General features: G+C 66.2%; 26 protein-coding genes. 15 read left to right on the top strand and 11 right to left on the bottom strand.

Going from position 1 to position 24,791, the window contains the following annotated elements; all coding sequences use genetic code 11:
* The first annotated feature begins 132 nt into the window (after window positions 1-132).
* The 3 genes from phaZ (at window position 133) to FOC67_RS28650 (ending at window position 3,649) form a co-directional block, all read left to right on the top strand.
* Window positions 133-990 (top strand): poly(3-hydroxyalkanoate) depolymerase, encoded by an 858-nt coding sequence (gene phaZ / locus FOC67_RS28660; RefSeq protein ID WP_003095866.1) that lies wholly within the window; start codon window positions 133-135, stop codon window positions 988-990.
* Between the two features lie 303 nt (window positions 991-1,293).
* On the top strand, window positions 1,294-2,976 hold the full coding sequence (gene phaC / locus FOC67_RS28655; RefSeq protein WP_003116130.1) for a class II poly(R)-hydroxyalkanoic acid synthase: 1,683 nt from the start codon (window positions 1,294-1,296) through the stop codon (window positions 2,974-2,976).
* A 55-nt stretch (window positions 2,977-3,031) separates the two neighbouring features.
* A complete protein-coding gene (locus FOC67_RS28650) occupies window positions 3,032-3,649 on the top strand; it encodes a TetR/AcrR family transcriptional regulator (protein ID WP_003112003.1) in 618 nt (205 codons plus the stop codon).
* A gap of 43 nt (window positions 3,650-3,692) precedes the next feature.
* Here FOC67_RS28650 and FOC67_RS28645 read toward each other — a convergent pair whose 3' ends face one another.
* From FOC67_RS28645 to FOC67_RS28635, 3 genes are all read right to left on the bottom strand, one after another.
* Window positions 3,693-4,610, bottom strand: a complete 918-nt coding sequence (locus FOC67_RS28645; RefSeq protein WP_009314398.1) for a phasin family protein — start codon at window positions 4,608-4,610, stop codon at window positions 3,693-3,695.
* A gap of 10 nt (window positions 4,611-4,620) precedes the next feature.
* A complete protein-coding gene (locus tag FOC67_RS28640; RefSeq protein WP_003103463.1) occupies window positions 4,621-5,037 on the bottom strand; it encodes a phasin family protein in 417 nt (138 codons plus the stop codon).
* 143 nt (window positions 5,038-5,180) lie between these two features.
* Window positions 5,181-5,456 carry a polyhydroxyalkanoic acid system family protein gene (locus tag FOC67_RS28635; protein ID WP_009314399.1) on the bottom strand — a complete coding sequence of 92 codons (276 nt, stop codon included), beginning with the start codon at window positions 5,454-5,456 and terminating at the stop codon, window positions 5,181-5,183.
* Window positions 5,457-5,591: 135 nt separating this feature from the next.
* Between FOC67_RS28635 and ubiE the strand changes: the two genes are divergently transcribed.
* The 11 genes from ubiE to FOC67_RS28580 all read left to right on the top strand — a co-directional run bounded on the left by ubiE (window position 5,592) and on the right by FOC67_RS28580 (window position 14,380).
* The gene (ubiE, locus tag FOC67_RS28630; RefSeq protein WP_003103462.1) at window positions 5,592-6,362 is read left to right on the top strand and encodes a bifunctional demethylmenaquinone methyltransferase/2-methoxy-6-polyprenyl-1,4-benzoquinol methylase UbiE; all 771 of its coding nucleotides are present in this window, start codon (window positions 5,592-5,594) and stop codon (window positions 6,360-6,362) included.
* 14 nt (window positions 6,363-6,376) lie between these two features.
* Window positions 6,377-7,003 (top strand): SCP2 domain-containing protein, encoded by a 627-nt coding sequence (locus FOC67_RS28625; RefSeq protein ID WP_003110866.1) that lies wholly within the window; start codon window positions 6,377-6,379, stop codon window positions 7,001-7,003.
* Window positions 7,000-8,601, top strand: a complete 1,602-nt coding sequence (gene ubiB, locus FOC67_RS28620; RefSeq protein WP_003116128.1) for a ubiquinone biosynthesis regulatory protein kinase UbiB — start codon at window positions 7,000-7,002, stop codon at window positions 8,599-8,601. Before FOC67_RS28625 ends, ubiB begins: the two co-directional genes overlap by 4 nt.
* A 115-nt stretch (window positions 8,602-8,716) precedes the next feature.
* Entirely contained in the window at window positions 8,717-9,121 is a 405-nt protein-coding gene (gene hisI, locus FOC67_RS28615; RefSeq protein ID WP_003110867.1) for a phosphoribosyl-AMP cyclohydrolase, read from the top strand.
* The gene (locus FOC67_RS28610; protein WP_003110868.1) at window positions 9,114-9,449 is read left to right on the top strand and encodes a phosphoribosyl-ATP diphosphatase; all 336 of its coding nucleotides are present in this window, start codon (window positions 9,114-9,116) and stop codon (window positions 9,447-9,449) included. Before hisI ends, FOC67_RS28610 begins: the two co-directional genes overlap by 8 nt.
* Before the next feature lie 25 nt (window positions 9,450-9,474).
* Window positions 9,475-9,723: a twin-arginine translocase TatA/TatE family subunit gene (locus FOC67_RS28605; protein ID WP_003095893.1), complete on the top strand. Its 249-nt coding sequence runs from the start codon at window positions 9,475-9,477 to the stop codon at window positions 9,721-9,723.
* Between the two features lie 13 nt (window positions 9,724-9,736).
* Complete coding sequence (gene tatB / locus FOC67_RS28600) at window positions 9,737-10,150, top strand: Sec-independent protein translocase protein TatB (protein ID WP_003095895.1); 414 nt, start codon at window positions 9,737-9,739, stop codon at window positions 10,148-10,150.
* Window positions 10,147-10,950, top strand: a complete 804-nt coding sequence (gene tatC / locus FOC67_RS28595) for a twin-arginine translocase subunit TatC (protein WP_009314400.1) — start codon at window positions 10,147-10,149, stop codon at window positions 10,948-10,950. The genes tatB and tatC overlap by 4 nt, the downstream gene beginning before the upstream one ends.
* Complete coding sequence (locus FOC67_RS28590; RefSeq protein ID WP_003095898.1) at window positions 10,947-11,654, top strand: 16S rRNA (uracil(1498)-N(3))-methyltransferase; 708 nt, start codon at window positions 10,947-10,949, stop codon at window positions 11,652-11,654. The genes tatC and FOC67_RS28590 overlap by 4 nt, the downstream gene beginning before the upstream one ends.
* 211 nt (window positions 11,655-11,865) lie before the next feature.
* Window positions 11,866-13,809, top strand: coding sequence for a methyl-accepting chemotaxis protein (locus tag FOC67_RS28585; RefSeq protein ID WP_009314401.1), 1,944 nt, complete (start codon window positions 11,866-11,868; stop codon window positions 13,807-13,809).
* Window positions 13,810-13,918: 109 nt separating this feature from the next.
* On the top strand, window positions 13,919-14,380 hold the full coding sequence (locus FOC67_RS28580; protein ID WP_003135810.1) for a UPF0158 family protein: 462 nt from the start codon (window positions 13,919-13,921) through the stop codon (window positions 14,378-14,380).
* 7 nt (window positions 14,381-14,387) lie between these two features.
* Here the strand turns inward: FOC67_RS28580 and FOC67_RS28575 are convergent, their stop codons facing one another.
* From FOC67_RS28575 to pip, 7 genes are all read right to left on the bottom strand, one after another.
* Entirely contained in the window at window positions 14,388-15,122 is a 735-nt protein-coding gene (locus FOC67_RS28575; RefSeq protein WP_003095906.1) for an amino acid ABC transporter ATP-binding protein, read from the bottom strand.
* Entirely contained in the window at window positions 15,115-16,077 is a 963-nt protein-coding gene (locus FOC67_RS28570) for an amino acid ABC transporter permease (protein WP_003103450.1), read from the bottom strand. The genes FOC67_RS28575 and FOC67_RS28570 overlap by 8 nt, the downstream gene beginning before the upstream one ends.
* Before the next feature lie 65 nt (window positions 16,078-16,142).
* Window positions 16,143-16,943, bottom strand: coding sequence for a transporter substrate-binding domain-containing protein (locus FOC67_RS28565; protein WP_003095910.1), 801 nt, complete (start codon window positions 16,941-16,943; stop codon window positions 16,143-16,145).
* Window positions 16,944-17,180: 237 nt separating this feature from the next.
* Window positions 17,181-19,766, bottom strand: coding sequence for a glucans biosynthesis glucosyltransferase MdoH (gene mdoH / locus FOC67_RS28560; protein WP_009314402.1), 2,586 nt, complete (start codon window positions 19,764-19,766; stop codon window positions 17,181-17,183).
* Window positions 19,759-21,336: a glucan biosynthesis protein G gene (locus FOC67_RS28555; protein WP_009314403.1), complete on the bottom strand. Its 1,578-nt coding sequence runs from the start codon at window positions 21,334-21,336 to the stop codon at window positions 19,759-19,761. The genes mdoH and FOC67_RS28555 overlap by 8 nt, the downstream gene beginning before the upstream one ends.
* 456 nt (window positions 21,337-21,792) lie before the next feature.
* Window positions 21,793-22,230 carry a D-aminoacyl-tRNA deacylase gene (dtd, locus tag FOC67_RS28550; protein ID WP_003095916.1) on the bottom strand — a complete coding sequence of 146 codons (438 nt, stop codon included), beginning with the start codon at window positions 22,228-22,230 and terminating at the stop codon, window positions 21,793-21,795.
* Window positions 22,227-23,198 (bottom strand): prolyl aminopeptidase, encoded by a 972-nt coding sequence (gene pip, locus FOC67_RS28545; protein ID WP_003095918.1) that lies wholly within the window; start codon window positions 23,196-23,198, stop codon window positions 22,227-22,229. Before pip ends, dtd begins: the two co-directional genes overlap by 4 nt.
* A 181-nt stretch (window positions 23,199-23,379) precedes the next feature.
* Between pip and FOC67_RS28540 the strand changes: the two genes are divergently transcribed.
* Window positions 23,380-23,856: an NUDIX hydrolase gene (locus FOC67_RS28540; protein WP_003095920.1), complete on the top strand. Its 477-nt coding sequence runs from the start codon at window positions 23,380-23,382 to the stop codon at window positions 23,854-23,856.
* 4 nt (window positions 23,857-23,860) lie between these two features.
* Here the strand turns inward: FOC67_RS28540 and FOC67_RS28535 are convergent, their stop codons facing one another.
* Window positions 23,861-24,760, bottom strand: coding sequence for a transporter substrate-binding domain-containing protein (locus FOC67_RS28535; protein WP_009314404.1), 900 nt, complete (start codon window positions 24,758-24,760; stop codon window positions 23,861-23,863).
* Between the last annotated feature and the right edge of the window lie 31 nt (window positions 24,761-24,791).

Here is a 24,791-nt window from a genome sequence, read left to right as displayed (position 1 = left end):
CTGCCGCAGGAGCGATCCGCGGCCTCCGCCGACGAAACCCCGCCAGCGCCTCCGGCGCGGCCCCGCGCCGCGCGGAAGCCGGCCAGGCCCCGTATCGCCGAGCCCGCGGCTGCGCCGCCGAGGACCCCGAGCATGCCCCAGCCCTTCGTCTTCCGGACCATCGACCTCGACGGCCAGACCATCCGCACCGCAGTGCGGCCGGGCAAGGAAGGAAGCACTCCGCTGCTGATCTTCAACGGCATAGGCGCCAACCTGGAACTGGTATTCCCCTTCGTCCAGGCGCTCGACCCGGAACTGGAGGTGATCGCCTTCGACGTTCCCGGCGTCGGCGGTTCCTCGACGCCCAGCGTGCCCTACCGCTTTCCCGGCCTGGCCAAGCTGGCGGCGCGGATGCTCGACTACCTGGACTACGGCCAGGTCAACGCGATCGGCGTGTCCTGGGGCGGCGCGCTGGCCCAGCAGTTCGCTCACGACTATCCGGAACGCTGCAAGAAGCTGATCCTCGCCGCCACTTCGGCTGGCGCGGTGATGGTGCCAGGCAAGCCGAAGGTACTGATGCGCATGGCCAGCCCGCGGCGCTACATCCAGCCCTCCTATGGCGTACACATCGCACCGGACATCTACGGCGGGGCCTTCCGCCGCGACCCCAAGCTGGCCATGGCGCATGCCAGCAAGGTGCGTTCGTCGGGCAAGCTGGGCTACTACTGGCAATTGTTCGCCGGGCTCGGCTGGACCAGCATCCACTGGCTGCATAGGATCCGCCAGCCGACCCTGGTGCTGGCCGGCGACGACGACCCGATCATCCCGCTGATCAACATGCGCGTGCTGGCCTGGCGCATTCCCAACGCCGAACTGCACGTGATCGACGACGGCCACCTGTTCCTGGTGACCCGCGCCGAATCGGTGGCGCCGATCATCATGAAGTTCCTCGCCGAGGAGCGCCGCCGCGCCGTCATGCACCCTCGTCCGTTCCTGCCCAAGACCGGCTGAACTGCTGCGCGGGCAACACCAGGGCAGCAGACACTGCTTCGTCATGGTGCAGGTGCATAGTCAATGTTCCGCAACGGCGCATGGCGCCTGGCTTCGCCGCGACAGCGCAAGCTCTGCGACGCCCCTCCCGGCGTTGTGGTACAGCGCTTGCTGCCCCACTGTCGGGCGGCATCCTCCCTGTTCAGGCAGGTGTGCGGTTCTGCCCCGGGTGAAACGGAATTCACAGGCTATAACTGAGTATTCCGAGCCAGGGGACTATCGCCCATGGCATCCAGACTGTGGTCCTACGACGGAGTGTGGTCCATGCGAGAAAAACAGGAATCGGGTAGCGTGCCGGTGCCCGCCGAGTTCATGAGTGCGCAGAGCGCCATCGTCGGCCTGCGCGGCAAGGACCTGCTGACGACGGTCCGCAGCCTGGCCGTCCACGGCCTGCGCCAGCCGCTGCACAGTGCGCGGCACCTGGTCGCCTTCGGAGGCCAGTTGGGCAAGGTGCTGCTGGGCGACACCCTGCACCAGCCGAACCCTCAGGACGCCCGCTTCCAGGATCCATCCTGGCGCCTCAATCCCTTCTACCGGCGCACCCTGCAGGCCTACCTGGCGTGGCAGAAGCAACTGCTCGCCTGGATCGACGAAAGCAACCTGGACTGCGACGATCGCGCCCGCGCCCGCTTCCTCGTCGCCTTGCTCTCCGACGCCGTGGCACCCAGCAACAGCCTGATCAATCCGCTGGCGGTAAAGGAACTGTTCAATACCGGCGGGATCAGCCTGCTCAATGGCGTTCGCCACCTGCTCGAAGACCTGGTGCACAACGGCGGCATGCCCAGCCAGGTGAACAAGACCGCCTTCGAGATCGGCCGCAACCTCGCCACCACGCAAGGCGCGGTGGTGTTCCGCAACGAGGTGCTGGAACTGATCCAGTACAAGCCGCTGGGCGAGCGCCAGTACGCCAAGCCCCTGCTGATCGTGCCGCCGCAGATCAACAAGTACTACATCTTCGACCTGTCGCCGGAAAAGAGCTTCGTCCAGTACGCCCTGAAGAACAACCTGCAGGTCTTCGTCATCAGTTGGCGCAACCCCGACGCCCAGCACCGCGAATGGGGCCTGAGCACCTATGTCGAGGCCCTAGACCAAGCCATCGAGGTCAGCCGCGAGATCACCGGCAGCCGCAGCGTGAACCTGGCCGGCGCCTGCGCCGGCGGGCTCACCGTGGCCGCCTTGCTCGGCCACCTGCAGGTGCGCCGGCAACTGCGCAAGGTCAGTAGCGTCACCTACCTGGTCAGCCTGCTCGACAGCCAGATGGAAAGCCCGGCGATGCTCTTCGCCGACGAGCAGACCCTGGAGAGCAGCAAGCGCCGCTCCTACCAGCATGGCGTGCTGGACGGGCGCGACATGGCCAAGGTGTTCGCCTGGATGCGCCCCAACGACCTGATCTGGAATTACTGGGTCAACAACTACCTGCTCGGCAGGCAGCCGCCGGCGTTCGACATCCTCTACTGGAACAACGACAACACGCGGCTGCCCGCGGCGTTCCACGGCGAACTGCTCGACCTGTTCAAGCACAACCCGCTGACCCGCCCGGGCGCGCTGGAAGTCAGCGGGACCGCGGTGGACCTGGGCAAGGTGGCGATCGACAGCTTCCACGTCGCCGGCATCACCGACCACATCACGCCCTGGGACGCGGTCTATCGCTCGGCCCTCCTGCTGGGCGGCCAGCGCCGCTTCATCCTGTCCAACAGCGGGCACATCCAGAGCATCCTCAACCCTCCCGGAAACCCCAAGGCCTGCTACTTCGAGAACGACAAGCTGAGCAGCGATCCACGCGCCTGGTACTACGACGCCAAGCGCGAAGAGGGCAGTTGGTGGCCGGTCTGGCTGGGCTGGCTGCAGGAGCGCTCGGGCGAGCTGGGCGACCCTGACTTCAACCTTGGCAGCGCCGCGCATCCGCCCCTCGAAGCAGCCCCGGGCACCTACGTGCATATACGCTGAAAGACCCGGCCCGGGCGCCTGGAGCCGGGCACCTCGATCCCCAGAAGAAGTCCGGATGAAGACACGCGACCGTATCCTCGAATGCTCGCTGTTGCTGTTCAACGAACAGGGCGAACCCAACGTCTCGACACTGGAAATCGCCAACGAACTGGGCATCAGCCCGGGCAATCTCTACTACCACTTCCATGGCAAGGAACCGCTGGTGATGGCGCTGTTCGAGCGGTTCCAGGCCGAGTTGGCGCCGCTGCTCGATCCGCCCGAGGAGGTGCGCCTGGGCGCGGAGGACTACTGGCTGTTCCTGCATCTGATCGTCGAGCGCCTCGCCCACTACCGCTTCCTGTTCCAGGACCTGTCCAACCTGACCGGGCGCCTGCCACGGCTGGCTCGCGGCATCCGTACCTGGCTCGGCGCGCTGAAGCGGACCCTGGCCACCCTGTTGGCCCGCCTAAAGACCGACCGGCAGTTGCGCAGCGATGCGCCGGCACTCGGGCAACTGGTCGAACAGATCACCCTGACCCTGCTGTTCTCCCTGGATTACCAGCGGGTACTGGGCAGCAAGGGCGAGGTGCGCACGGTGGTCTACCAGATCATGATGCTGGTCGCCCCGCATCTGCGCAGCGAGGCCCAACGCTCGGCGGAAAGCCTGGCGCAGCGCTACCTGGGACCGGAATGAAAAACGCCCGGCGAGTGCCGGGCGTGTGCGTTGCCGCCAGGACTCAGCCCTGGCTGCTCGGCGTCGCCGGAGCGTTCGCTGCCGGAGCGCTGGCAGCCGGTGTGGCGGCGGGGGCAGCGGGCGCGCTCGAAGACGCGGCGGGAGCGGCCGGTTTCGCCGCGGCGGGCTTGGCGGCCGGCTTCTTCGCCGCAGGCTTTTTCGCAGCCGGCTTGGCGGCAGGTTTCGCCGCGGGCTTGGCGGCGGTCGCAGCGGCCGGCTTGGCTGCCGGCTTCGCGGCGGGCTTGGCTGCGGCAGGTTTCGCAGCAGGCTTCGCCGCAGCCTTGGCTGCCGGCTTGGCCGCCGGTTTCGCGGCGGCCTTCGCAGCCGGTTTGGCGGCGGGCTTGGCTGCCGGCTTGGCGGCCGCGGTCTTCGCTGCAGGTTTTTTCGCCGCGGGTTTCGCCGCAGGCTTGGCTGCCGGTTTAGCTGCCGGCTTGACCGCTGCGGTTTTCGCCGCGGGCTTGGCAGCCGGTTTCGCCGCAGGCTTGGCCGCTGCCTTCGCCGCCGGCTTGACGCTGACGCCGGTGAGTTTCTCGATCTGCCTGGTCAGCGTATCGACCTTGCCGTGCAGCTCCTTCACCTCGTTGCGGCTCGGCACGCCGAGACGCGAGATGGCGCTGTTCAGGCGCTTGTCGAAAGCTTCCTCGAGCTCGCTCCACTTGCCGAGCGCACGGTCCCGAACCTCGTCGACCTTGCTCTTCGCAGAGCGGGCGGAAGCCTTCGCCGCACCGACCTGCGCGTCCACATCGGACTTCGCTTCTTTTTCAGCCTTCTCGCCGTCTTTCACCAAGGTCTCGAACAGCTTGCTGCCGTCCTTGCTGACCTTCGAGTAGGCCCCCAGACCAGCCAGCCAGATCTGCCGCGAGTATTTCTCGATCTCGCCGATCCAACTGGACTCTTTTTCGCTCTTCTTCTTGCCAGCCATCCTGCTCTCCTTATTGGGTTCTCGCGACACGCTCGAGCACTGCGCTCAGCTCATCCAGCTTAGCAGAGAGTGCTTCGACATCGTTCCGGGAAGGTATGCCTATCCGGTTCAACGTGCTAGCGACACGGCTGTCGAATGCCTGCTCGATCCTGTCGAGCTGGTCTTCGACTTTTCCCTTCACCGAAGAGAGGCCGGTCTTGACACTGTCATTGGCCGAATCGACCTGACTTGTGACCAGCGATTTGCCTTTTTTCTCCAGGGCTTCGCCAGCTTTCACCAATTCCTTGAAGTAGTCGCTGCCTTCGGTGCCCAGGCGGGAATACGCACCCAGGCCGGCAAGCCAGATCTGGCGGGCATAGTGGCGGATCTCGGAGACCAGGGAAGTGGATTCGGAAACGGTCTTTTTCTTCAGGGCAATCTTGGCCATGGGGCACCTCACGCTCGTTGGGTTGAAGAAACCGCAGGCGCCGCCGGAACGCTGGCAGCGTGAGAGCAAGGTATCGGGGAAAATTAGAAACCGCATACTAAGCGGAAGATGGGCGCCGCCAGGACGGCGAACGCCCGGCAGGATCAGGCCAGCGCCTTGTCCAACGCCTTCTCGATCTCGCCCTTGAGCAGGCCGCTCATGGCCGACAGCATCAGGCCGAGCTTGACGTCCACCGCGACCTTGTCCGCCCCCACCGCGATCCTGCCGTCGACGCCGCTGCGCTTGAAGGTCAGCTCGTCGCCCTGCCATTCGCACTGCACGCCGTGCTCCTCCGCCAGACGTTCGGCCAGTTTCTCCGCCTTGGCCCGTGCGGCGTCCAGCCCCAGGCTGTGCGGACGTTCGATGTGGATACGCGACATGGATCGACTCCTGATTGCAGATCGGAAAACTATACGCGGCCAGACAAAACACCGCACCCGCGCCGTCGGACGGCGGCACAGCACTTTCCCCACATCCTGTTAGAATGCCCGGCATTCTTTCCAGGTGAGAACGTCATGAACGATCCCCGCAAAGGCGCCGACGCCGAACCCACCACCCACTTCGGCTACCAGAACGTTCCGGAAAGCCAGAAGGCGAAGAAGGTCGCCGAGGTCTTCCACTCGGTGGCGGCCAAGTACGACCTGATGAACGACCTGATGTCCGGCGGCATCCATCGCCTGTGGAAGCGCTTCACCATCGAGCTGTCCGGCGTGCGCAGCGGGAACCGCGTGCTCGACATCGCCGGCGGCACCGGCGACCTGACCCGGCAGTTCTCACGCCTGGTCGGCCCGACCGGCGAGGTGGTGCTGGCCGACATCAACGCCTCGATGCTCAAGGTCGGCCGCGACAAGCTGCTCGACAAGGGCGTCTCCGGCAACGTCAGCTTCGTCCAGGCGGACGCCGAGAAGCTGCCCTTCCCGGACAACCACTTCGACTGCGTGACCATCGCCTTCGGCTTGCGCAATGTCACCCACAAGGACGAAGCGATCCGCTCCATGCTACGCGTGCTCAAGCCCGGTGGCCGCCTGCTGGTGCTGGAGTTCTCCAAGCCGAGCAGCAACCTGCTGTCCAAGGCCTACGACGCCTATTCGTTCAGCCTGCTGCCGCTGATGGGCAAGCTGGTCACCAACGACTCCGAGAGCTATCGCTACCTGGCCGAGTCGATCCGCATGCACCCCGACCAGGAAACCCTGAAGGCGATGATGGTGGAAGCCGGCTTCGACCGCGTGACCTACCACAACATGACCGGCGGCATCGTCGCCCTGCACCGCGGTATCAAGCCTTAACCGGGGGCGCGCCGATGAGCTCGCTGCTGATCCAGGCCGTGCTGGCCGCCGCCGAAACCGGCATCAATCGCGTCCTGCGCCTCGACGGGACAGCGCTGCCGCGCCTGCGCAGGCTTTCCACCAAGGTCATCGAGGTCGACTGCTTGAGCCCGCCGCTGCGGGTCTTCATCCTGCCCGCCGGCGACGGCCTGCACTTCGCCGCGCAGCATGAGGCGGAGGTCGACTGCACCTTGCGTGCGCCGGCCGGCAACCTCCTGCACCTGGCCCTGGCGCGCGACAAGACCCGCGTCCTGCACAGCCCGGAAGTCAGCATGGACGGCGACAGCGCGGCCCTGCTGGAACTGGCCGGCATCCTGCAAAGCCTGGAGCTGGACTGGGAGTACGAACTGTCGCGCTGGCTCGGCCCGCTCGCCACCCAGGTGCTCGGCAGCGGCCTGCGCGACGCTTCGCGCTGGAGCGCGCAGAGCCTGCACAGCCTGCGCCTGAACCTGGCCGACTACCTTGCCGAGGAAAGCCGCACGCTGGTCGGCCAGCACGAAGCCGAAGCCCGCTTCGCCGAACTGGACCAGCTGAAGCTGGCCCTCGATCGTCTCGACGCGCGCGTCGGACGCCTCAGCCAAAAGACCAAGCCCGACGCATGAAGCTCCTCGCTTTCCGCCGCCTCCTGCGCATCCAGCGCGTCGTCATCCGCTACCGCCTGGACGACCTGATCCTCGAACTGCCGATGCTGCCCTGGTGGCTGCGCCTGCTCGGTGCCACCCTGCCCTGGCGCTGGCTGCCGCGGCGCAAGCTGGAACTGACCCGCGGCGCGCGCCTGCGCCTGGCGCTGCAGGACCTCGGACCGATCTTCATCAAGTTCGGCCAGATTCTCTCCACCCGCCGCGACCTGCTGCCCGACGACATCGCCAACGAACTGGCCTGGCTGCAGGACAAGGTGCCGCCCTTCCCGCCGGAGCTGGCGGTCAAGCGCATCGAGGAACAACTGGGCGCGAAGATCGAACAGGTCTTCGCCCGCTTCGAACGCGAACCGCTGGCCTCTGCCTCGGTGGCCCAGGTCCACGCCGCGCGCCTGAAGAGCGGCGAGGAAGTGGTGGTGAAGGTGATCCGGCCGAACCTGGAACCGGTGATCCGCTCCGACATCGCCTGGCTGTTCATCCTCGCCCGCCTCGCCGAGCGGGTCTCCAGCGAGGCGCGGCGCCTGCACCCGGTGGAAGTGGTCAGCGACTACGAGAAAACCATCGTCGACGAACTCGACCTGCTCCGCGAGGCAGCCAACGCCTCGCAGCTGCGGCGCAACTTCGAAGGCTCGCCGCTGCTCTACGTGCCACAGGTCTACTGGGACTGGTGCCGGCCCAAGGTGCTGGTGATGGAGCGCATCTACGGCATCCCGGTGACCGACCTGGAAACCCTGCGCGACCAACGCACCGACTTCAAGGCACTGGCCGAGCGCGGCGTGGAGATCTTCTTCACCCAGGTGTTCCGCGACAGCTTTTTCCATGCCGACATGCACCCCGGCAACATCTTCGTCAGCACCCGCGCGCCCTGGAGCCCGCAATACATCGCGGTGGACTGCGGCATCGTCGGCAGCCTGACCGACGAGGACCAGGACTACCTGGCGCGCAACCTGATCGCCTTCTTCAAGCGTGACTACCGCAAGGTCGCCCAACTGCATATCGACTCCGGCTGGGTCCCGGCGGAAACCAAGGTCAACGACTTCGAGGCGGCGATCCGTACCGTCTGCGAACCGATCTTCGAGAAGCCGCTGAAGGACATCTCCTTCGGCCAGGTCCTGCTGCGCCTGTTCCAGACCGCGCGCCGTTTCAACATGGAGATCCAGCCGCAACTGGTGTTGCTGCAGAAGACCCTGCTGAACATCGAAGGCCTCGGCCGCCAGCTCTACCCGGAACTCGACCTGTGGGCCACCGCACAGCCGTTCCTGGAGCGCTGGATGCGCGAACGGGTCAGCCCGAAGCAGTTGCTGCGCAATTTCCAGCAACAGGTCGAGCAGGTGCCGCACCTGTCGCAAATGGCCCGCGACACCCTCGAACGCCTGTCACAACCGCACGCCCACAATGCGCCGCCGCCGGAGTGGAAAGGTTCCCGCCACGACTGGCTCGGGCGCCTGGTGGGCGCGGTGCTGCTGGTCGGCGCCGCCGAGGTCGGCCTGGGTCAGCAGCTGGAAGCCTGGCCGGCGTGGGTGATGCTGGCCGGCGGGGTGTTCCTGATCCTGCGCCGCTAGCGCCGCGCACGGCCACTAGGCCCGCGCCGATAGCCAGTCGCGCTCCCGGCTGGCACACTACTCCCATTTCCGCCGGAAACGCACGCAACGTACCGGCAACGAACGTGGAAAGACCATGAAAGACTGGCTGGATGAGATTCACTGGAACGCCGACGGCCTGGTCCCGGCGATCGCCCAGGATCACGAGACCGGGCGCGTGCTGATGATGGCCTGGATGAACCGCGAGGCGCTGGCCCTGACCGCCAGCGAGAACCGTGCAATCTATTGGTCGCGTTCGCGTGGCAAGCTGTGGCGCAAGGGCGAGGAGTCCGGGCATGTGCAGAAGCTGCACGAACTGCGCCTGGACTGCGACGCCGACGTGGTCATCCTGATGGTCGAGCAGGTCGGCGGGATCGCCTGCCATACCGGCCGGGAAAGCTGTTTCTACCGCGTCTTCGAGAACGGCGCCTGGAAGACCGTCGATCCGGTGCTGAAGGACCCGGACGCTATCTACGAACACGCAGGACACCACCATGACTGACACCCTGACCCGCCTGGCGGCGGTGCTCGAGGAGCGCAAGAACGCCGCGCCCGACAGCTCCTACGTGGCCAGCCTGTACCACAAGGGCCTGAACAAGATCCTGGAGAAGGTCGGCGAGGAGTCGGTGGAAGCCATCATCGCCGCCAAGGATGCCGCGGCCAGCGGCGACTGCCAGGACCTGATCTACGAAACCGCCGACCTCTGGTTCCACTCGCTGGTGATGCTCTCGGCCCTCGGCCAGCATCCGCAAGCCGTGCTGGACGAACTGGAGCGCCGCTTCGGCCTTTCCGGCCACGCCGAGAAAGCCGCCCGCCAACCATCGGCCTGAACCTACACATTGCGAGGAATACGACATGGGCATTTTTGACTGGAAACACTGGATCGTCATCCTGATCGTCGTGGTACTGGTGTTCGGCACCAAGCGCCTGAAGAACCTCGGTTCCGACGTCGGCGAAGCGATCAAGGGCTTCCGCAAGGCGGTGAACACCGAGGAAGACGACAAGAAGGACCAGCCCGCCGCCCAGCCGGCCCAACCGCTGAACCAGCCGCACACCATCGACGCCCAGGCGCAGAAGGTCGAAGAGCCGGCGCGCAAGGACTGACGGGTAGCCATCGATGTTCGGAATCAGCTTCAGCGAACTGTTGCTGGTCGGGCTGGTCGCCCTGCTGGTGCTCGGCCCCGAGCGCCTGCCGGGCGCCGCACGTACCGCCGGCCTGTGGATCGGCCGCCTGAAGCGCAGTTTCAATACCATCAAGCAGGAAGTGGAACGGGAAATCGGTGCGGACGAGATCCGCCGGCAACTGCACAACGAGCACATCCTCTCGATGGAGCGCGAAGCGCAGAAGCTGCTGGCCCCGCTGACCGGCCAGAATCCCCCGCAGGAAACCCCGCCGCCGGCGGCCGAGAACCCGGCGCCGAGCGTACCCACGCCGCCGCCGACCAGCACGCCCGCGGACGCCGCGGCACCGCCGGCAGTCGCTACCTCCACTCCCCCTTCGCCACCGTCCGAGACGCCGCGTAATCCATGAGCGCCGATAAACCCGAGCAGCCCGAGCACGACCAGGAAATGCCCCTGGTCTCGCACCTGACCGAACTGCGTGCGCGCCTGCTGCGCAGCGTGGCGGCGATCTTCCTGATCTTCGCCGGCCTGTTCTACTTCTCGCAGAAGATCTACACCCTGGTCTCCGAGCCGTTGCGCCGCTTCCTTCCGGAAGGCACCAGCATGATCGCCACCGACGTCGCCTCGCCGTTCCTCGCGCCGTTCAAGCTGACCATGGTGGTGGCGCTGTTCCTCGCCATGCCGGTGATCCTCGCGCAGGTCTGGGGCTTCATCGCGCCCGGCCTGTACAAGCACGAGAAGCGCGTGGCGCTGCCGCTGCTGGTGTCCAGCATCATCCTGTTCTACGCCGGGATGGCCTTCGCCTACTTCCTGGTGTTCCCGATGATCTTCCACTTCTTCGCCAGCGTGACGCCCGAGGGCGTGGCGATGATGACGGACATCAACAGCTACCTGGACTTCGTCCTGACCCTGTTCTTCGCCTTCGGCGTCGCCTTCGAGATCCCGGTGGCCACGGTGCTGCTGATCTGGATCGGGGTGGTCGACGTCGAGTACCTGAAGAAGATCCGCCCGTACGTGATCATCGGCTGCTTCGTGGTCGGTATGGTCCTGACCCCGCCGGACATCTTCTCCCAGACCATGCTCGCGGTGCCGATGTGGCTGCTGTTCGAGATCGGCCTGCTGTTCGGCCGCCTGGTACGCAAGCGCGGCGAGCATCCGGACGACCAACCGGCCAGCGACGGCGACCAGCCTCCGGCCACCCGCCAGTGAACCTGCTGCTCCTCGACGACGCCGACTTCGTGTCGGCGGATCGTGCGGTCCTGCACGATCGCCGCCTCAAGCACCTGCACGAAGTGCACCGCGCCGAGAACGGCGACACCCTGCGGGTCGGCCGCCTCGGCGGCTGGATGGGCGAAGGCCGCCTGCTGAAGCTCGACGCCAGCGAGGCGACCCTGGAGGTGCGCTTCGACCAGCCGCCGCCGGCCAAGTTGCCGATCACCCTGCTGCTGGCCTTGCCGCGACCGAAGATGCTCCGCCGGGTGTTGCAGACCATCGCCGCGATGGGCGTACCGAAGCTGGTGCTGCTGAACAGCTACCGCGTGGAAAAGAGCTTCTGGCAGACCCCGTTCCTCGACCCGGCGGCGATCCGCGAGAACCTGGTCCTCGGCCTGGAGCAGGCCCGCGATACGGTGCTGCCGGAAATCATCGTCGAGAAGCGCTTCAAACCCTTCGTCGAAGACCGCCTGCCGGCCCTGGCCGCCGGCAGCCTCGGCCTGGTCGGCCATCCCGGTCCCTGGCCGGCCTGTCCGCGCGCGGTGGAGAAGCCGGTGACCCTGGCGATCGGCCCGGAAGGCGGCTGGATTCCCTACGAGGTCGACAAGCTGCGCGAAGCCGGACTGCATCCGGTGCAGCTCGGCGAACGCATCCTGCGCGTGGAAACCGCGGTCAGCGCCCTGCTTGCGCGGTTGTTCTGAAAAAACTCCGGTAAAAGACTGAAGGTTTTCCCCGCCCGGCCGACATCCTCTGTCGCGCAGGGCTCCGCACGACAACCATAAGACCTCGCCCGCCGGCCACGTACCGGCCCTCCGCGCCCGCACGCCGGACGCGACGACGCTGAGCCATTACCTGTTCCGCCACGCCATGGGGCTGTCAACCCAGGGTGTCGCACTGCCTGGAGTAATGACGATGTACGATTGGTGGGTTCTCCAACTGGCCAAGCTGAGCGTCAGCCGCAAGCTGATGGTCGGTTTCGGTGTCCTCCTCGCGCTGCTTCTGCTGGTGGTGATCAGCAGCAACCGCACCCTCACGCACCAGACCGCCCTCAGCGAGCAGCTCGCCGAAGTCGCCAGCCTGATGGAACAGGCCCAGCAAGCCGAACAAGGCCGCCTGGCATTCGAAGCCGGCAGCGACCCGCGCCAGGCCGAGCAGGTCCGCCAGACCCTGGCCGGGATGCTCCAGCGCCTGCAGGCGCTGCGCCACAGCGAGCTTGACCCGGCCGCCCTGGCCCACCAGGCCGAAGCCATCGAAGCCTACCGCAAGGCCTTCGACGACCTCGCCGCAGCCGATCAGCAACGCAGCGCCGCCCGTGGTGTGCTGGTGGGCACTGCACAGCAGGCGCTGGACAGCTTCGCCCGCCTCGAGGAACTGATGGACGCCAGCCTCGCGCAGCAGGCCGGCGACCCGCAGGCGTTGCAACGCAGCCGTGCGGTGGCCGACCTGCACCAACAGTTGCTCATGGTGCGTTACCAGGTGCGCGGCTACGTCTTCGAGCGCAGCGACAAGGCCGAGCAGGCCGCGTTCGCCGCGTTCGACGCCCTCCGCCAGGCCGGCACGACGCTGCGAGGCCAATTGCCCGGCGAGGCCGATGCGGCGCTGGAACAGGCCATGCGCAGCCTCCAGGGCTATCGTGGCGGCATCGAGCAGTTCCGTGCCGGCGTCGTCCGCACGCGCCAGGCGCAGCAAGCGATGCAAAGCAGCACCCAGGATATGGCCCGGGCCGGCCGGACCCTCACCGAAGCCGGTCGCCAATTGCGCGAGAGCACCGCCAGCCGCGACCGCACCAGCCTCTGGCTGATCGCCGCGCTGGCCCTGGCCTTCGGCTGCGTCGCCGGCTGGGCGATCAACCGGCAGATCGTCCGGCCGCTGGACGAAGCCCTCGCGCAGGCCGAGGCCATCGCCGCCGGCGACCTCGGCAAGCGTCCGCAGAATCCCCTGACCCTCCAGCGCCGCGACGAACTGGGCCAGTTGCAGCGAGTCATGCAGCGCATGGGTGACAGCCTGCGCGAGCTGGTCGGGCGGATCGGCGACGGCGTCAGCCAGTTGGCCAGCTCCGCCGAGGAACTCTCGGCGGTCACCGAGCAGACCCGCGCCGGGGTCAACAGCCAGAAAGTGGAGACCGACCAGGTCGCCACCGCCATGCACGAGATGGCCGCCACCGTGCAGGACGTCGCGCGCAACGCCGAGCTGGCCTCCCAGGCCGCTCGCCAGGCCGATGAAGAGGCGCGCCAGGGCGACGCGGTGGTCGACCAGGCGGTGACCCGCATCGAGCGCCTGGCTACCGAAATGGACGTTTCCAGCGAAGCCATGGCGCGCCTGAAGAACGACAGCGAGCAGATCGGCAGCGTCCTCGACGTGATCAAGTCGGTGGCCGAGCAAACCAACCTGCTGGCGCTCAACGCCGCCATCGAAGCGGCACGCGCCGGCGACGCCGGACGCGGCTTCGCGGTGGTCGCCGACGAGGTCCGCGGCCTCGCCAAGCGCACCCAGCAGTCCACCGCCGAGATCGAGGGCCTGATCCAGCGTCTCCAGCAGGGCGCCGGTGAAGCCGCCGAACGCCTGGAGAACAGCCGCTCGCTGACCGCCAGCACGGTGGAACTGGCGCGCCGCGCCGGCGCCGCGCTGGACAGCATCACCCGTACCGTCTCCGACATCCAGAACATGAACCTGCAGATCGCCACTGCCGCGGAGCAACAGAGCACGGTGGCCGAGGAGATCAACCGCAGCGTCCTCAGCGTACGCGACGTCGCCGAGCAGTCGGCCGCCGCCAGCGAGCAGACCGCCGCCTCCAGCGGCGAGCTGGCGCGCCTGGGCACGCAGTTGCAGGCGCAGGTGGGACGCTTCCGCCTGTAACATCCCGAGAGGATCCTCCTTGCATCGGCAGCCCCTCCCGTCCATCGAAAGCGGACAGGAGGGGCACCTTTGCGTAGGATCAGGCTTTCGCCTTTTGGGAGATGACGCCATGCGCCCGATGACCATCGATATCGACGAACTGGCCTTCGCCCTGGATACCCCGGGAATCGACCACTACCTCGACCTGCACAGCGGCAAGGTGCTGCTGATCTCCGCCGAGGCGCCCGATCCCGAACTGGACGCATTGCTGGAAAACGAGCCGGAACGCCTGCTGCTGATCGACCCGCTGAGCACCACCCAGTCGCTGGGACTGATGCAGGATTTCCTCCGCGAGGTGGAAGAGCCGCACGCCTATGCGACGCTCGCCAACGCGCTGCAGAGCCGCAAGCCGTTCAAGGCCTTCAAGCACTCTCTGATGGAGTACCCGGAACTGTTGCAGGACTGGTACCGCTACCAGAACGAGCGCCTGCGCGAATGGGCGCTGGACTGGCTGGAGGACAACGATATCCAGCCGGCCGCGCGGCAGAGTCCGACGTCGCTCCTGCCGCCGCCGGGCAAGCCGTTCGCCTAGCGCGGTACTAGAGGACCTGGCGGAGGAAGGCCTGGGCCCGCGGGTCCTGCGGATTGTCGAAGAACTGCGCCGGCGGCGCGTCCTCCAGCAGCTTGCCGTGGTCGAAGAACAGCACGCGGTCGGCCACTTCGCGGGCAAAGCCCATCTCGTGGGTCACGCAGACCATGGTCATGCCTTCCACGGCCAGGGTCTTCATGACGTCGAGGACTTCGCCGACCATCTCCGGATCGAGCGCCGAGGTCGGTTCGTCGAACAGCATCACCTTGGGGTCCATGCACAACGCGCGAGCGATCGCCACGCGCTGCTGCTGGCCGCCGGACAGGCGCGAGGGATATTCGTCGGCCTTCTGCCCGATACCGACCTTGGCCAGCAGCGCCCGCGCCTTGGCCTCGCGCTCGGCCTTGCCGCGTTTGCGCACCACGCGCTGGGCCAGGCAGAGGTTCTCGAGCACGGTCATGTGCGGGAACAGGTTGAAATGCTGGAACACCATGCCGACTTCGCGGCGGTAGGCATTGATGTCGGTCCTCGGGTCGGCCAGGTCGACGCCGTCGATGCTCACCGAGCCTTCGTCGAACTCCTCCAGGCCGTTCAGGCAGCGCAGGAAGGTCGACTTGCCGGAACCGGACGGACCGATCACCACCAGCACCTCGCCCCTGGCCACGCGGGTACTCACGTCGTCCACCGCGCGCACTACCTGGCCGCGGGTATCGAAGACCTTCAGCAGGTTGCGTACTTCAATCACTTTGTCCGAGCCTCCGCTCCAGTCGGGATGCCATGTGCGAAAGGGGCAGGTTCAACAGCAGGTACAGCGCGGCGACGCAGAACCAGATCTCGAAGGTGGAGAACGAGGTGGTGATCGCCTCGCGGCCGCTCTTGGTCAGTTCGGTGATGGCGATCACCGAGACCAGCGAGGTGTCCTTGACCAGGCTGATGAACTGCCCGGCCAGCGGCGGCAGCACGCGCTTGAAGGCCTGCGGCAGGATCACGTAGCGCATCGACTGGCCGGCGTTCAGGCCCAGGGAGCGGGCGGCCTCGTTCTGTCCGCGGGCGATGGACTGCACGCCGGCCCGGATGATCTCGGCCACGTAGGCGCCGGTGAACAGCGCCAGCGCCGCGACCCCGGCGAACTCGCGGGACAGGTTGAGCACGGTGCCGATGAAGAAGTAGAAGATGAATATCTGCACCAGCAACGGCGTGCCGCGCACCAGCTCGACGTAGATCGTCGACAGGTCGTGCAGGGTCGGGTTCTTCGACAGCCGGCAGAGGCCGGCAACCAGGCCGATCGCCAAGCCGATGGCACCGGACACCAGCGATAGCCAGAGGGTGGTCCACAGGCCCCAGAGCAGTGGGCCGGCGGCCCAGTGGCGGGTCACCCCGACCGCGTCGCCCTCGGCCACGTCGTCGCCTTCGGAGAATTGCAGGCTGTCCTGGGCGACGGTCACGACCTGCTTCTCGCCGCTCTCGCCAAGCAGCGTGACGCGCGCGTCCCTGCCCTGTTCCTCGATAGCCTCGACCCGGCCGATCTCGTTGGCCCGCAACGGCTCCTCGGCCTGGTAGGCGAAGTACTGCGGAACGCGGTTCCAGCGCCATTCATAGGAAATCAGCGAGGTGGAGAACCACAGCGCCCAGGCCAGGACCAGCAGGATCAGCCCGGTCAGCAGGTGCCAGGGCCAGACGGAACGTTTCTTCTTGGTCACGGAAACTCTCTCGAACGATGGAATGCGCAGGTACGACGGCCCCCTTCGCGGGGGCCGTCAGCGGTTCATTCCATTTCCTTCAGCCACTCGGTGTTCTTGAACCACTTGTCGTGGATGCGCTGATAGGTGCCGTCTTCGCGGATCTGATGGAGGAAGTTGTTGATGAAGTTGATGCTGTCGTAGTCGCCTTTCTTCAGGCCGAACGCCAGCGGCTCGTAGGTGAACGGCTGGTCGAGGTAGACCAGCTTGCCGGCGCCGAACTTGCTCACCGCCACCACGTTGTAGGGCGAGTCGTAGATGAAGGCGTCGGCCTTGCCGTTGACCACGTCCATCACCGCTTCCGGCTCGTTGTCGAAGCCGTGGTACTTGGCCTTGCTGATCAGCTTGCGGGCAACGATCTCACCGGTGGTGCCGATCTTCGAGGTGATGCTGTACTGCGGATCGTTCAGGTCCTTGTAGGACTTGATCTTGCCTTCCAGCTCCTTGCGCACCAGCAGGGTCTGGCCGACCACGATGAAGGGCTCGGAGAAGTTCAGGCGCAGGTTGCGCTCCTGGGTCAGGGTCATGCCCGAGCCGATCATGTCGAACTTGTCGGTCAGCAGCGCCGGGATGATGCCGTCGTAGCTGGTGGAGACCAGCTCCAGCTTGACGCCCATGGACTTGGCCATGGCCTTGAGCAGGTCGACTTCGAAGCCGATGATCTGGCCGCGCTTGTTGGTCATCTCGAACGGCATGTAGGTCGGGTCCATGCCGACCCGCAGGGTGCCGCGCTTGACCGCGTCCTCCACCGCGCCGGCCGCCTGGACCGAAGCCACGCCCACCAGGGCGCAGACGCCCAGAACCAATGAAGCAAGATACTTTTTCATTCCCCAATCCCCAGCAGTCTTAGAAACACAGTCGTCGAACGGATGCTCTCGTCGTGTCGCCGTCCCGGGCGGGCAGCAGGCCATGACCGGCTGCGCAAAAGGCGGCCGATAGTACCTCAGCTGGCGAACGATACGAGACTTTCTGGATTGCCGGCGCAGGGTAACAGCAGCGCCGCACGGGGAAAACAGGCAAGAAACAGACCATGCCCCCGGCGGCGTTCCGCCGGGGGCATGGGATCAGGACTGGGCGGCGGGCAGCAGGCCGGCGTCGCCGGGCACTACCTGGGCCAGCGGTACGCTGGCGGCGTGGGGGTCGTCCGCCTCGGCCTTGCGCCAGCGGCCGAGCCAGTCGTCGCGGTCCTCTTCCCAGACCCGCGTATGCAGGCGCGAAAGTGCTACCGGGTCACTCAACAGGGCCAGGCGCGTGGCGCCGTCGAGCTGTTCCGGGCCCGTCTCGATGGCCTTGCCGATACGCTCGCCGCGCACCGTCTCGATGGCTTGCGCACGGTTGTGGCGAGCCGTGCCCATGGCGCAGGCCAGGGCGTTGAGCAACGGATCGACGGCGGCCTTGAGGAAGCCATCCTTGAGCGCATGCCAGCGGTTCTCGTAGGTGTACTCGTCGGTGGCGCGCAGCTCGCGCGGCGTGTCGTACTCCTCCGGGATCAGGAACAGCTTTTCATCGCGGGCGCGCAGGCCCAGCTTCACCCGGCTGGAGATCACCGATACCGGGATAGACAGGATCAGCGAACCGACGATCGGCGACAGCCACCACAGGAAGCGCGGGTTGAGCCAGGCCACCAGCAGGGTCCAGGCGATACCCAGCAGGGTCTGCATGCCGTGCCGGCGGATCGCCTCGCTCCAGGGCGTGGCGTCGTCGTCGCGCTGCGGCGAGTTCCACTGCACCGACCAGCCGAGGAAGGCGGCCAGCACGAAGCGGGTGTGGAAGAGCATGCGCACCGGCGCCAGCAGCACCGAGAAGAACATCTCCAGGAGCATGCTCAGGGTCACCCGGATCACCCCGCCGAAACCCTTGGCGCCCTTGGCCCAGATCAGCATTACGCTGAGCAGCTTGGGCAGGAACAACAGGGTCAGGGTGGTGGAGAACAACGCGATGGCCTTCTCCGGATGCCACTGCGGCCAGATCGGGAACAACTGCCGCGGTTCCAGGAAGTACTGCGGCTCCATCAGTTGGTGCACCGCCAGCAGCGCGGTGGAAAGCACCAGGAAGAAGAACCACAACGGCGCCGACAGGTAGGACATGACCCCGGTGAGGAACACCGCGCGGTGCACCGGGTGCATGCCCTTGACCAGGAACAGGCGGAAGTTCATCAGGTTGCCGTGGCACCAGCGGCGGTCGCGCTTGAGTTCGTCGAGCAGGTTCGGCGGCAGTTCTTCGTAGCTGCCGTCGAGGTCGTAGGCGATCCACACGCCCCAGCCGGCACGGCGCATCAGCGCAGCCTCGACGAAGTCGTGGGACAGGATCGCGCCGGCGAACGAGCCCTTGCCCGGCAACGGCGCCAGGGCGCAGTGGTCGATGAAGGGCTGCATGCGGATGATCGCGTTGTGGCCCCAGTAGTGCGACTCGCCGAGTTGCCAGAAGTGCAGGCCGGCGGTGAACAGCGGGCCGTAGACGCGGGTGGCGAACTGCTGCATGCGCGCATACAGGGTGTCCATGCCGGACGCCTTCGGCGCGGTCTGGATGATCCCCGCCTCAGGATTGGCCTCCATCAGGCGCACCAGCTTGGCCAGGCAGTCGCCGCTCATCACGCTGTCGGCGTCCATCACCACCATGTAGCGGTAGTCGCCGCCCCAGCGCCGGCAGAAGTCGTCGATGTTGCCGCTCTTGCGCTTCACCCGGCGCCGGCGGCGACGGTAGAAGATCTTGCCGAAGCCCTTGGTCTCGCGGCACAGCTCGAGCCAGGCCTGCTGCTCGGCGACGGCGATATCCGGGTCGTTGGTGTCGCTGAGGACGAAGAAGTCGAAGCGTTCCATCTCGCCGGTGGCGGCCATCGACTCGACGGTCGCCCGCAGGCCGGCGAATACCCGCGGCACGTCTTCGTTGCAGATCGGCATGACGATCGCCGTGCGGGCGTCGGCGGCGATCGGCTCGCTGCCGGCGCTGCTGCCGGAGATCCGGTAGCGGTCGCGCCCGGTGAGCAGCTCCCAGAAGCCCATCAGCGCGGTCCAGAAGCCGGCCGAGACCCAGCAGAAGAGGATCGCGAAGAGCGCCAGGATGCCGAACTGGATGACATAGGGCAGCACCTGCTGGACGGTATCCAGCAGGCTCTGCTGGGCCAGTTCCTCCAGGTCGACGAAGGCCCAGCCCTGGTAGGGCAGGATGCCTTTCATGTAGTAGGTGGCGACCGAGGTCTGCGCCAGCATCAACAACAGCAGGATGAACCGGCGCAGCGAGCCGACCCGCTGCCAGCGGGCCCGCGGCAGGGCACGCTTGGGCTTGGGCGGGTTGCTGCGTCCGGTCAGCCGACGCCAGCCGCGCACCAGGATGTTGGTGCGCCAGGGCTCGGGAATCACCTTGGTACGGCGGATCGGCGGGGAAATCTTGAGGAAGGTGCGACCCTGGGCGTCGACGCCGAACATCTCGGCGTCGTCCAGCTCAGGGGTGCCCAGCTGCAGGCGGGCGCGTACCGAGGCCAGGGCGGGATCGCCCCCGGCATCGGCAGCGGCGCCTTCCGCTCCCGCCAGGCGAGCGTGCAGCTCGGAGAAGGAAGCGGACTCGCCAAGCCGCTCCCGCTCCTCTTCCGCCAGGGGAAGATGAGCGAGGTAGTCGGCCAGCGGTGCTTTCGTAGTGGATGGGTTATTCATCGGCAGGCAGCTGATAGCTCCAGGTTTCGCTCAGTGGCTTCTGCGCCTCGTCGACCAGCGCCGCGCGCATTTCCACCGGCTTCTTCGGATCCTTGACCTTGATCCGCAGCGTCAGGCGCCAGCCTTTCAGGACCGGGTTGTAACGCAGGCTGTTCTCCACCACCTCGGCGTTGCTGTCGGTGCTGACCTGGGTGGTCACCGGCGCGTCCGGCGCCAGGTCCTTCAGGGCCGGCCCTTCGAAGTCGACGACCAGGGCGGTGCTGCCGTCCTGCTGGCGGATCAGGTTCTTCTGCTTCACGTCGCCGACCGAGCGCATGGTCTGCTTGACCCAGGAGGATTTCGGGTCGTGCAACTCGTCTTCATTCATGGTCCAGTGCAGGCGGTAGGCGAAGTCCAGCGGCTTTCCGACCTCAGGCTGGGTCTCGGGGTTCCAGAACGCGACGATATTGTCGTTGGTTTCGTCCGGGGTCGGGATTTCCACCAGTTCCACGGTGCCCTTGCCCCAGTCGCCCTTCGGCTCGATCCAGGCGCTCGGACGCAGGTCGTAGCGGTCGTCCAGGTCTTCGTAGCGGGAGAACTCGCGGCCGCGCTGGAGCAGGCCGAAGCCTTTCGGGTTCTCGACGCTGAAGGTGCTCACCGACAGGTGCTTCGGATTGTTCAGCGGACGCCACAGCCACTCGCCGTTGCCGGCATGGATCTGCAGACCGCTGGAGTCATGCAGCTCGGGCCGGAAGTTGTGCTGCTCGGACGGCTGGTTGGAGCCGAACAGGTACATGCTGGTCAGCGGCGCCAGGCCCAGTTTGCTGACCTTGTCGCGGAGGAACACGCGGGCCTGGACATCCATCACCGCATCCTTGCCCGGACGCAGCACGAAGCGGTAGGCGCCGGTGGCCCGCGGCGAGTCGAGCAGGGCGTAGATCACCAGTTGCTTGTCCTGCGCCTTCGGCCGCTCGATCCAGAATTCGCGGAAGCGCGGGAACTCTTCGCCCGAAGGCAGCGCGGTATCGATCGCCAGGCCGCGCGCCGACAGACCGTAGACCTGGCCCTTGCCGACCACGCGGAAGTAGCTCGCGCCAAGGAAGGTGGCGATCTCGTCCTGCTTGTCGGCCTTGTTGATCGGATAGAGCACGCGGAAACCGGCATAGCCGAGATCCTTGGTGGCATTCTCGTCGAACTTCAGGGATCCGAAATCGAATTTGGTGCGATCGTACTTGATCGGCTTGACCGTGGTAGCGGTCACCTCGTTGATCTTCACCGGCGTGTCGAAGTGCATACCCTGGTGATAGAAGCTCAGCTTGAACGGCGTCTTCAGCTTGCCCCAGTAGGCGCGCTCGTTGATGAAACGGATCTGCTGGTAATCGGCGAATTTCATTTCGCTGAATTCCGATGGCAGGTTGCTGGTCGGCGCGGAATACTTGTCGCCGGCCAGGTCCTTGGCCTTGCTCGCCACGTCGTCGATGCTGAACGCCCATACCGGGGCGGCGACGAATGCCAGCGCGGTCGAGCCGGCAAGCAGCAGGGTGCGCACGCGGGCGCGGAAATCGGTGTTTGAAACGGAACGGAAAATCACGAGGCCCCCTCGTCCGTGAACATGAATTACTGAAGACGCCCTGACCGTTCAGGGGTCTCCGACGGCACCGGAGTGCCGGTCGAACATGGTTTCGCCACATTCGCTGCCAAACCCGATAGATAGCCAGATTTGGCGCGATCTGACAAAAAGAATGCCTGTTTCCAGTCATTCGCGTTACGTGCACCGGGCCTGGAAAACCAGGGGGCATGCCGCTCGTCGGCTAGCGACCCCAGAGGTTCCGACCCTGCCCGGGCGGAATGATTCCCGTCCATTGGGTTGCAGGACGCCCCGCCCGGCATCGGGATGCCGGCCGGCCTGTCCTGTACAGCATGAAATCGGCGTGCGGATGATGCACCGAGGTTGTGACAAAAGGCCATGTATCTGTCACAAAAATTCACCGTTCCGGCCCCGCCATCCCTCCTTGAAGCACCTTGGGGACAATCCCCTCGACGCCGATCAACTCTCCAGCAGGAAGGTCACCGGCCCGTCGTTGACCAGGTGCACCTGCATGTCGGCGCCGAAACGCCCGGTCGCCACCTGCGGATAGGCCTCCCGCGCCAGTTTCACCAGGTGCTCGAACACCGTCTCTCCTTGCGCCGGCGGCGCCGCGCTGGAGAAGCTCGGACGCAGACCGCTGCGGGTGTTCGCCGCCAGGGTGAATTGCGAGACCAGCAGCAAGCCGCCCTGCACGTCCAGCAAGGACCGGTTCATCTTGCCCTCGTCGTCGCCGAACACCCTGTAGTTGAGCAGCTTGTGCAGCATCTTCGCCGCGCAACGCTCGCCATCCTCGGGCTCGACCCCGACCAGCACCAGCAGGCCGCGATCGATGGAGCCGACGATTTCGCCGCCAACCTCCACCCGCGCCGCGCCGACGCGCTGCAGCAATGCCTTCATTCGGCCTCCGGCGGCAGGTCGAGCAGTCGCCGGCCGATCTCGTTGGTGGCGCGCACCAGCGCATCGACTATCCCCGGCTCGCTGGCGGTGTGCCCGGCGTCGCGGATGATCTGCAGTTCGCTGTTCGGCCAGGCCTGGTGCAGGGCCCAGGCATTGTCCAGCGGACAGATGGCGTCGTAGCGGCCATGCACGATCACGCCAGGCAGATGGGCGATGCGGTGCATGTCCTCGAGCAACTGGTTGGGCCTGAGGAAGCCCTGGTTGACGAAGAAGTGGTTCTCGATGCGCGAGATCGACAGCGCCCTGCCCGGCTCGGTGAAGCGGTCCACCACCATGGGGTTGGGGCGCAGCGTGGCGGTGCGGCCCTCCCAGGTCGACCAGGCCTTGGCGGCGTGCATCTGGGCGATCTGGTCGCTACCGGTCAGGCGCTTGTGGAAGGCCGCCAGCAGGTCGCCGCGCTCTTCCGGCGGGATCGGCGCGACATAGTCTTCCCAATAGTCGGGGAACAGGCGGCTGGCGCCTTCCTGGTAGAACCAGTGGATGTCCTGCGGACGGCAGAGGAAGATGCCGCGCAGGATCAGCGCATGGACCCGCTCGGGATGGGTCTGCGCGTAGGCCAGCGACAGGGTCGAGCCCCAGGAACCGCCGAACAGCACCCACTTCTCGATACCCAGGTGCTCGCGCAGGCGCTCCATGTCCGCCACCAGCTCCCAGGTGCTGTTCTTCTCCAGGCTGGCGTGGGGCGTGGAACGGCCGCAACCGCGCTGGTCGAAGGTGACGATACGGTAGAGGTTGGGATCGAAGAAGCGACGCGACAGGGCATCGCAACCGGAGCCGGGGCCGCCGTGGACGAAGACGACCGGCAGTCCGTCCGGCGAACCGCTTTCGTCGGCATACAGCACATGCGGTTCGTCGACGGCCAGCTCGTGGCGAGCGTAGGGTTTAATTTCCGGATACAGAACTAGCATGATGCGCTCCCGAGGCGATGTGTTCGGCCCCCGGCGCAAACGTCGACAGCGGGGCCCGTCCTTTGCTCTGCCGCGCATGATACTTCGGCGCCGGGAAAAAAACCGAGCGGCTTTCATGTCCGCCCCGGTAGACAGGAAACCATCAATCCAAGCAACGGCGCCTGGCGCCGGGAGAGCGAGCATGGCCGAGGCCTTGCGACACCGTATCCGCGCCGCCGGCCTGCTGGTGGTGGAGCAACGCATCCTGCTGGTCCGCCACGAGGTCGGCGGCGACATCTACTGGATTCCGCCCGGCGGCGGCTTCGAGTCGGAATGCGACGAATCGACGAAGGATACCGTCCGGCGCGAGTTTTTCGAGGAGACCGGCCTGCGGGTGGACGTCGGCCCGCTGGTCTACGTGCGCGAATTCGCCGAACCCGCCGCCGGGCGCTTCCACATGGAGCTGTTCTACCGCATCGACGCCTGGCGTGGCGAGCCGACCCTGGCTAACCTGAAGGGCCTGGGCGGCGACGAGTTCGATATCCGCGAGGTCGGCTGGATCGCCCGCGACGAACTGCCTGGCCTGCCGTCCTTCTATCCGGCCGAACTGGCCGACGACGTCTGGTCGCGCCTGGACGCGCCGACGCCGTCGATCCGCCACCTTGGCCTGCAGCGCTAGACGCTCACTGCACCGGATCGCTGGTGGGGTTCTCGAGGATCGCCTTCAGCTCCGCGGTCATGGGGAACTCCAGGTTCAACCCCTTGGGCGGGATCGGCTGCTGGAACCAGCGCTGGTAGATGCGCTGTATCTCGCCCGAGCGATACAGCCCGGCCAGGGTCTCGTTGACCAGGGCAAGGAACTGCGGGTCGTCCTTGCGCACCATGCAGCTGTAGATCTCCCGCGATTGCGGCTCGCCGACCACCACCCAGTCGTGCGGCTGGCGCGCCTTGGCGCGTTCGCCGTAGAGCAGCGCATCGTCCATGTAGAAGGCCACCGCGCGACCCGATTGCAGCATCTGGAAGGCTTCGCCGTGGTCCTTGGCGCTGACCACGTTCATCCCCAGCTTGTGTTCGGCGTTGTAGTTCTTCAGGTAGCGCTCGTTGGTGGTGCCGGCGGTGGTCACCACGTTCTTGCCCTTGAGGTCGTCGAAGTGGGCGATGCCGCTGTCCTTGCGGGTCAGCAACTGGCCCTTGACGTAGATGAAGCCGTAGGAGAACGCCACCTGTTTCTGCCGCTCGGCGGTGACCCCGGTGGAGCCGCACTCCAGGTCGACGGTGCCGTTCTGCACCAGCGGGATGCGAGTCTGCGAAGTGACCAGGTTGTACTTCACCTTGAGTTCCGGCTTGCCGAGGGTGCTTTTGAGCCGCTCCACCACCTTGCCGGCCAGTTCCACCGAATAGCCCATGGGCTGGCCGCTGTTATCGCCAAGGTAGGAGAAAGGCACCGAGGCATCGCGATAACCCAGGGTTATCGTGCCGTTGTCGGCAACCTTCTTCAGGGTGCCGCTGAGTTCCTCGGCCTGCGCGGCGCCGATGGCGAGCGACAGGGAGAGTGCGAGGGTGCTGGATACAAGGGTTTTCATCGGAGGTTCTGCCTCTTTTTTCTTATGGCTA

Origin of the sequence: Pseudomonas sp. FDAARGOS_761 (genome assembly GCF_013343155.1) — a bacterium.
Classification (GTDB): domain Bacteria; phylum Pseudomonadota; class Gammaproteobacteria; order Pseudomonadales; family Pseudomonadaceae; genus Pseudomonas; species Pseudomonas aeruginosa.
Note: the sequence above shows the minus strand (reverse complement) of the source record. Positions and strands in the feature narration are given on the sequence as shown.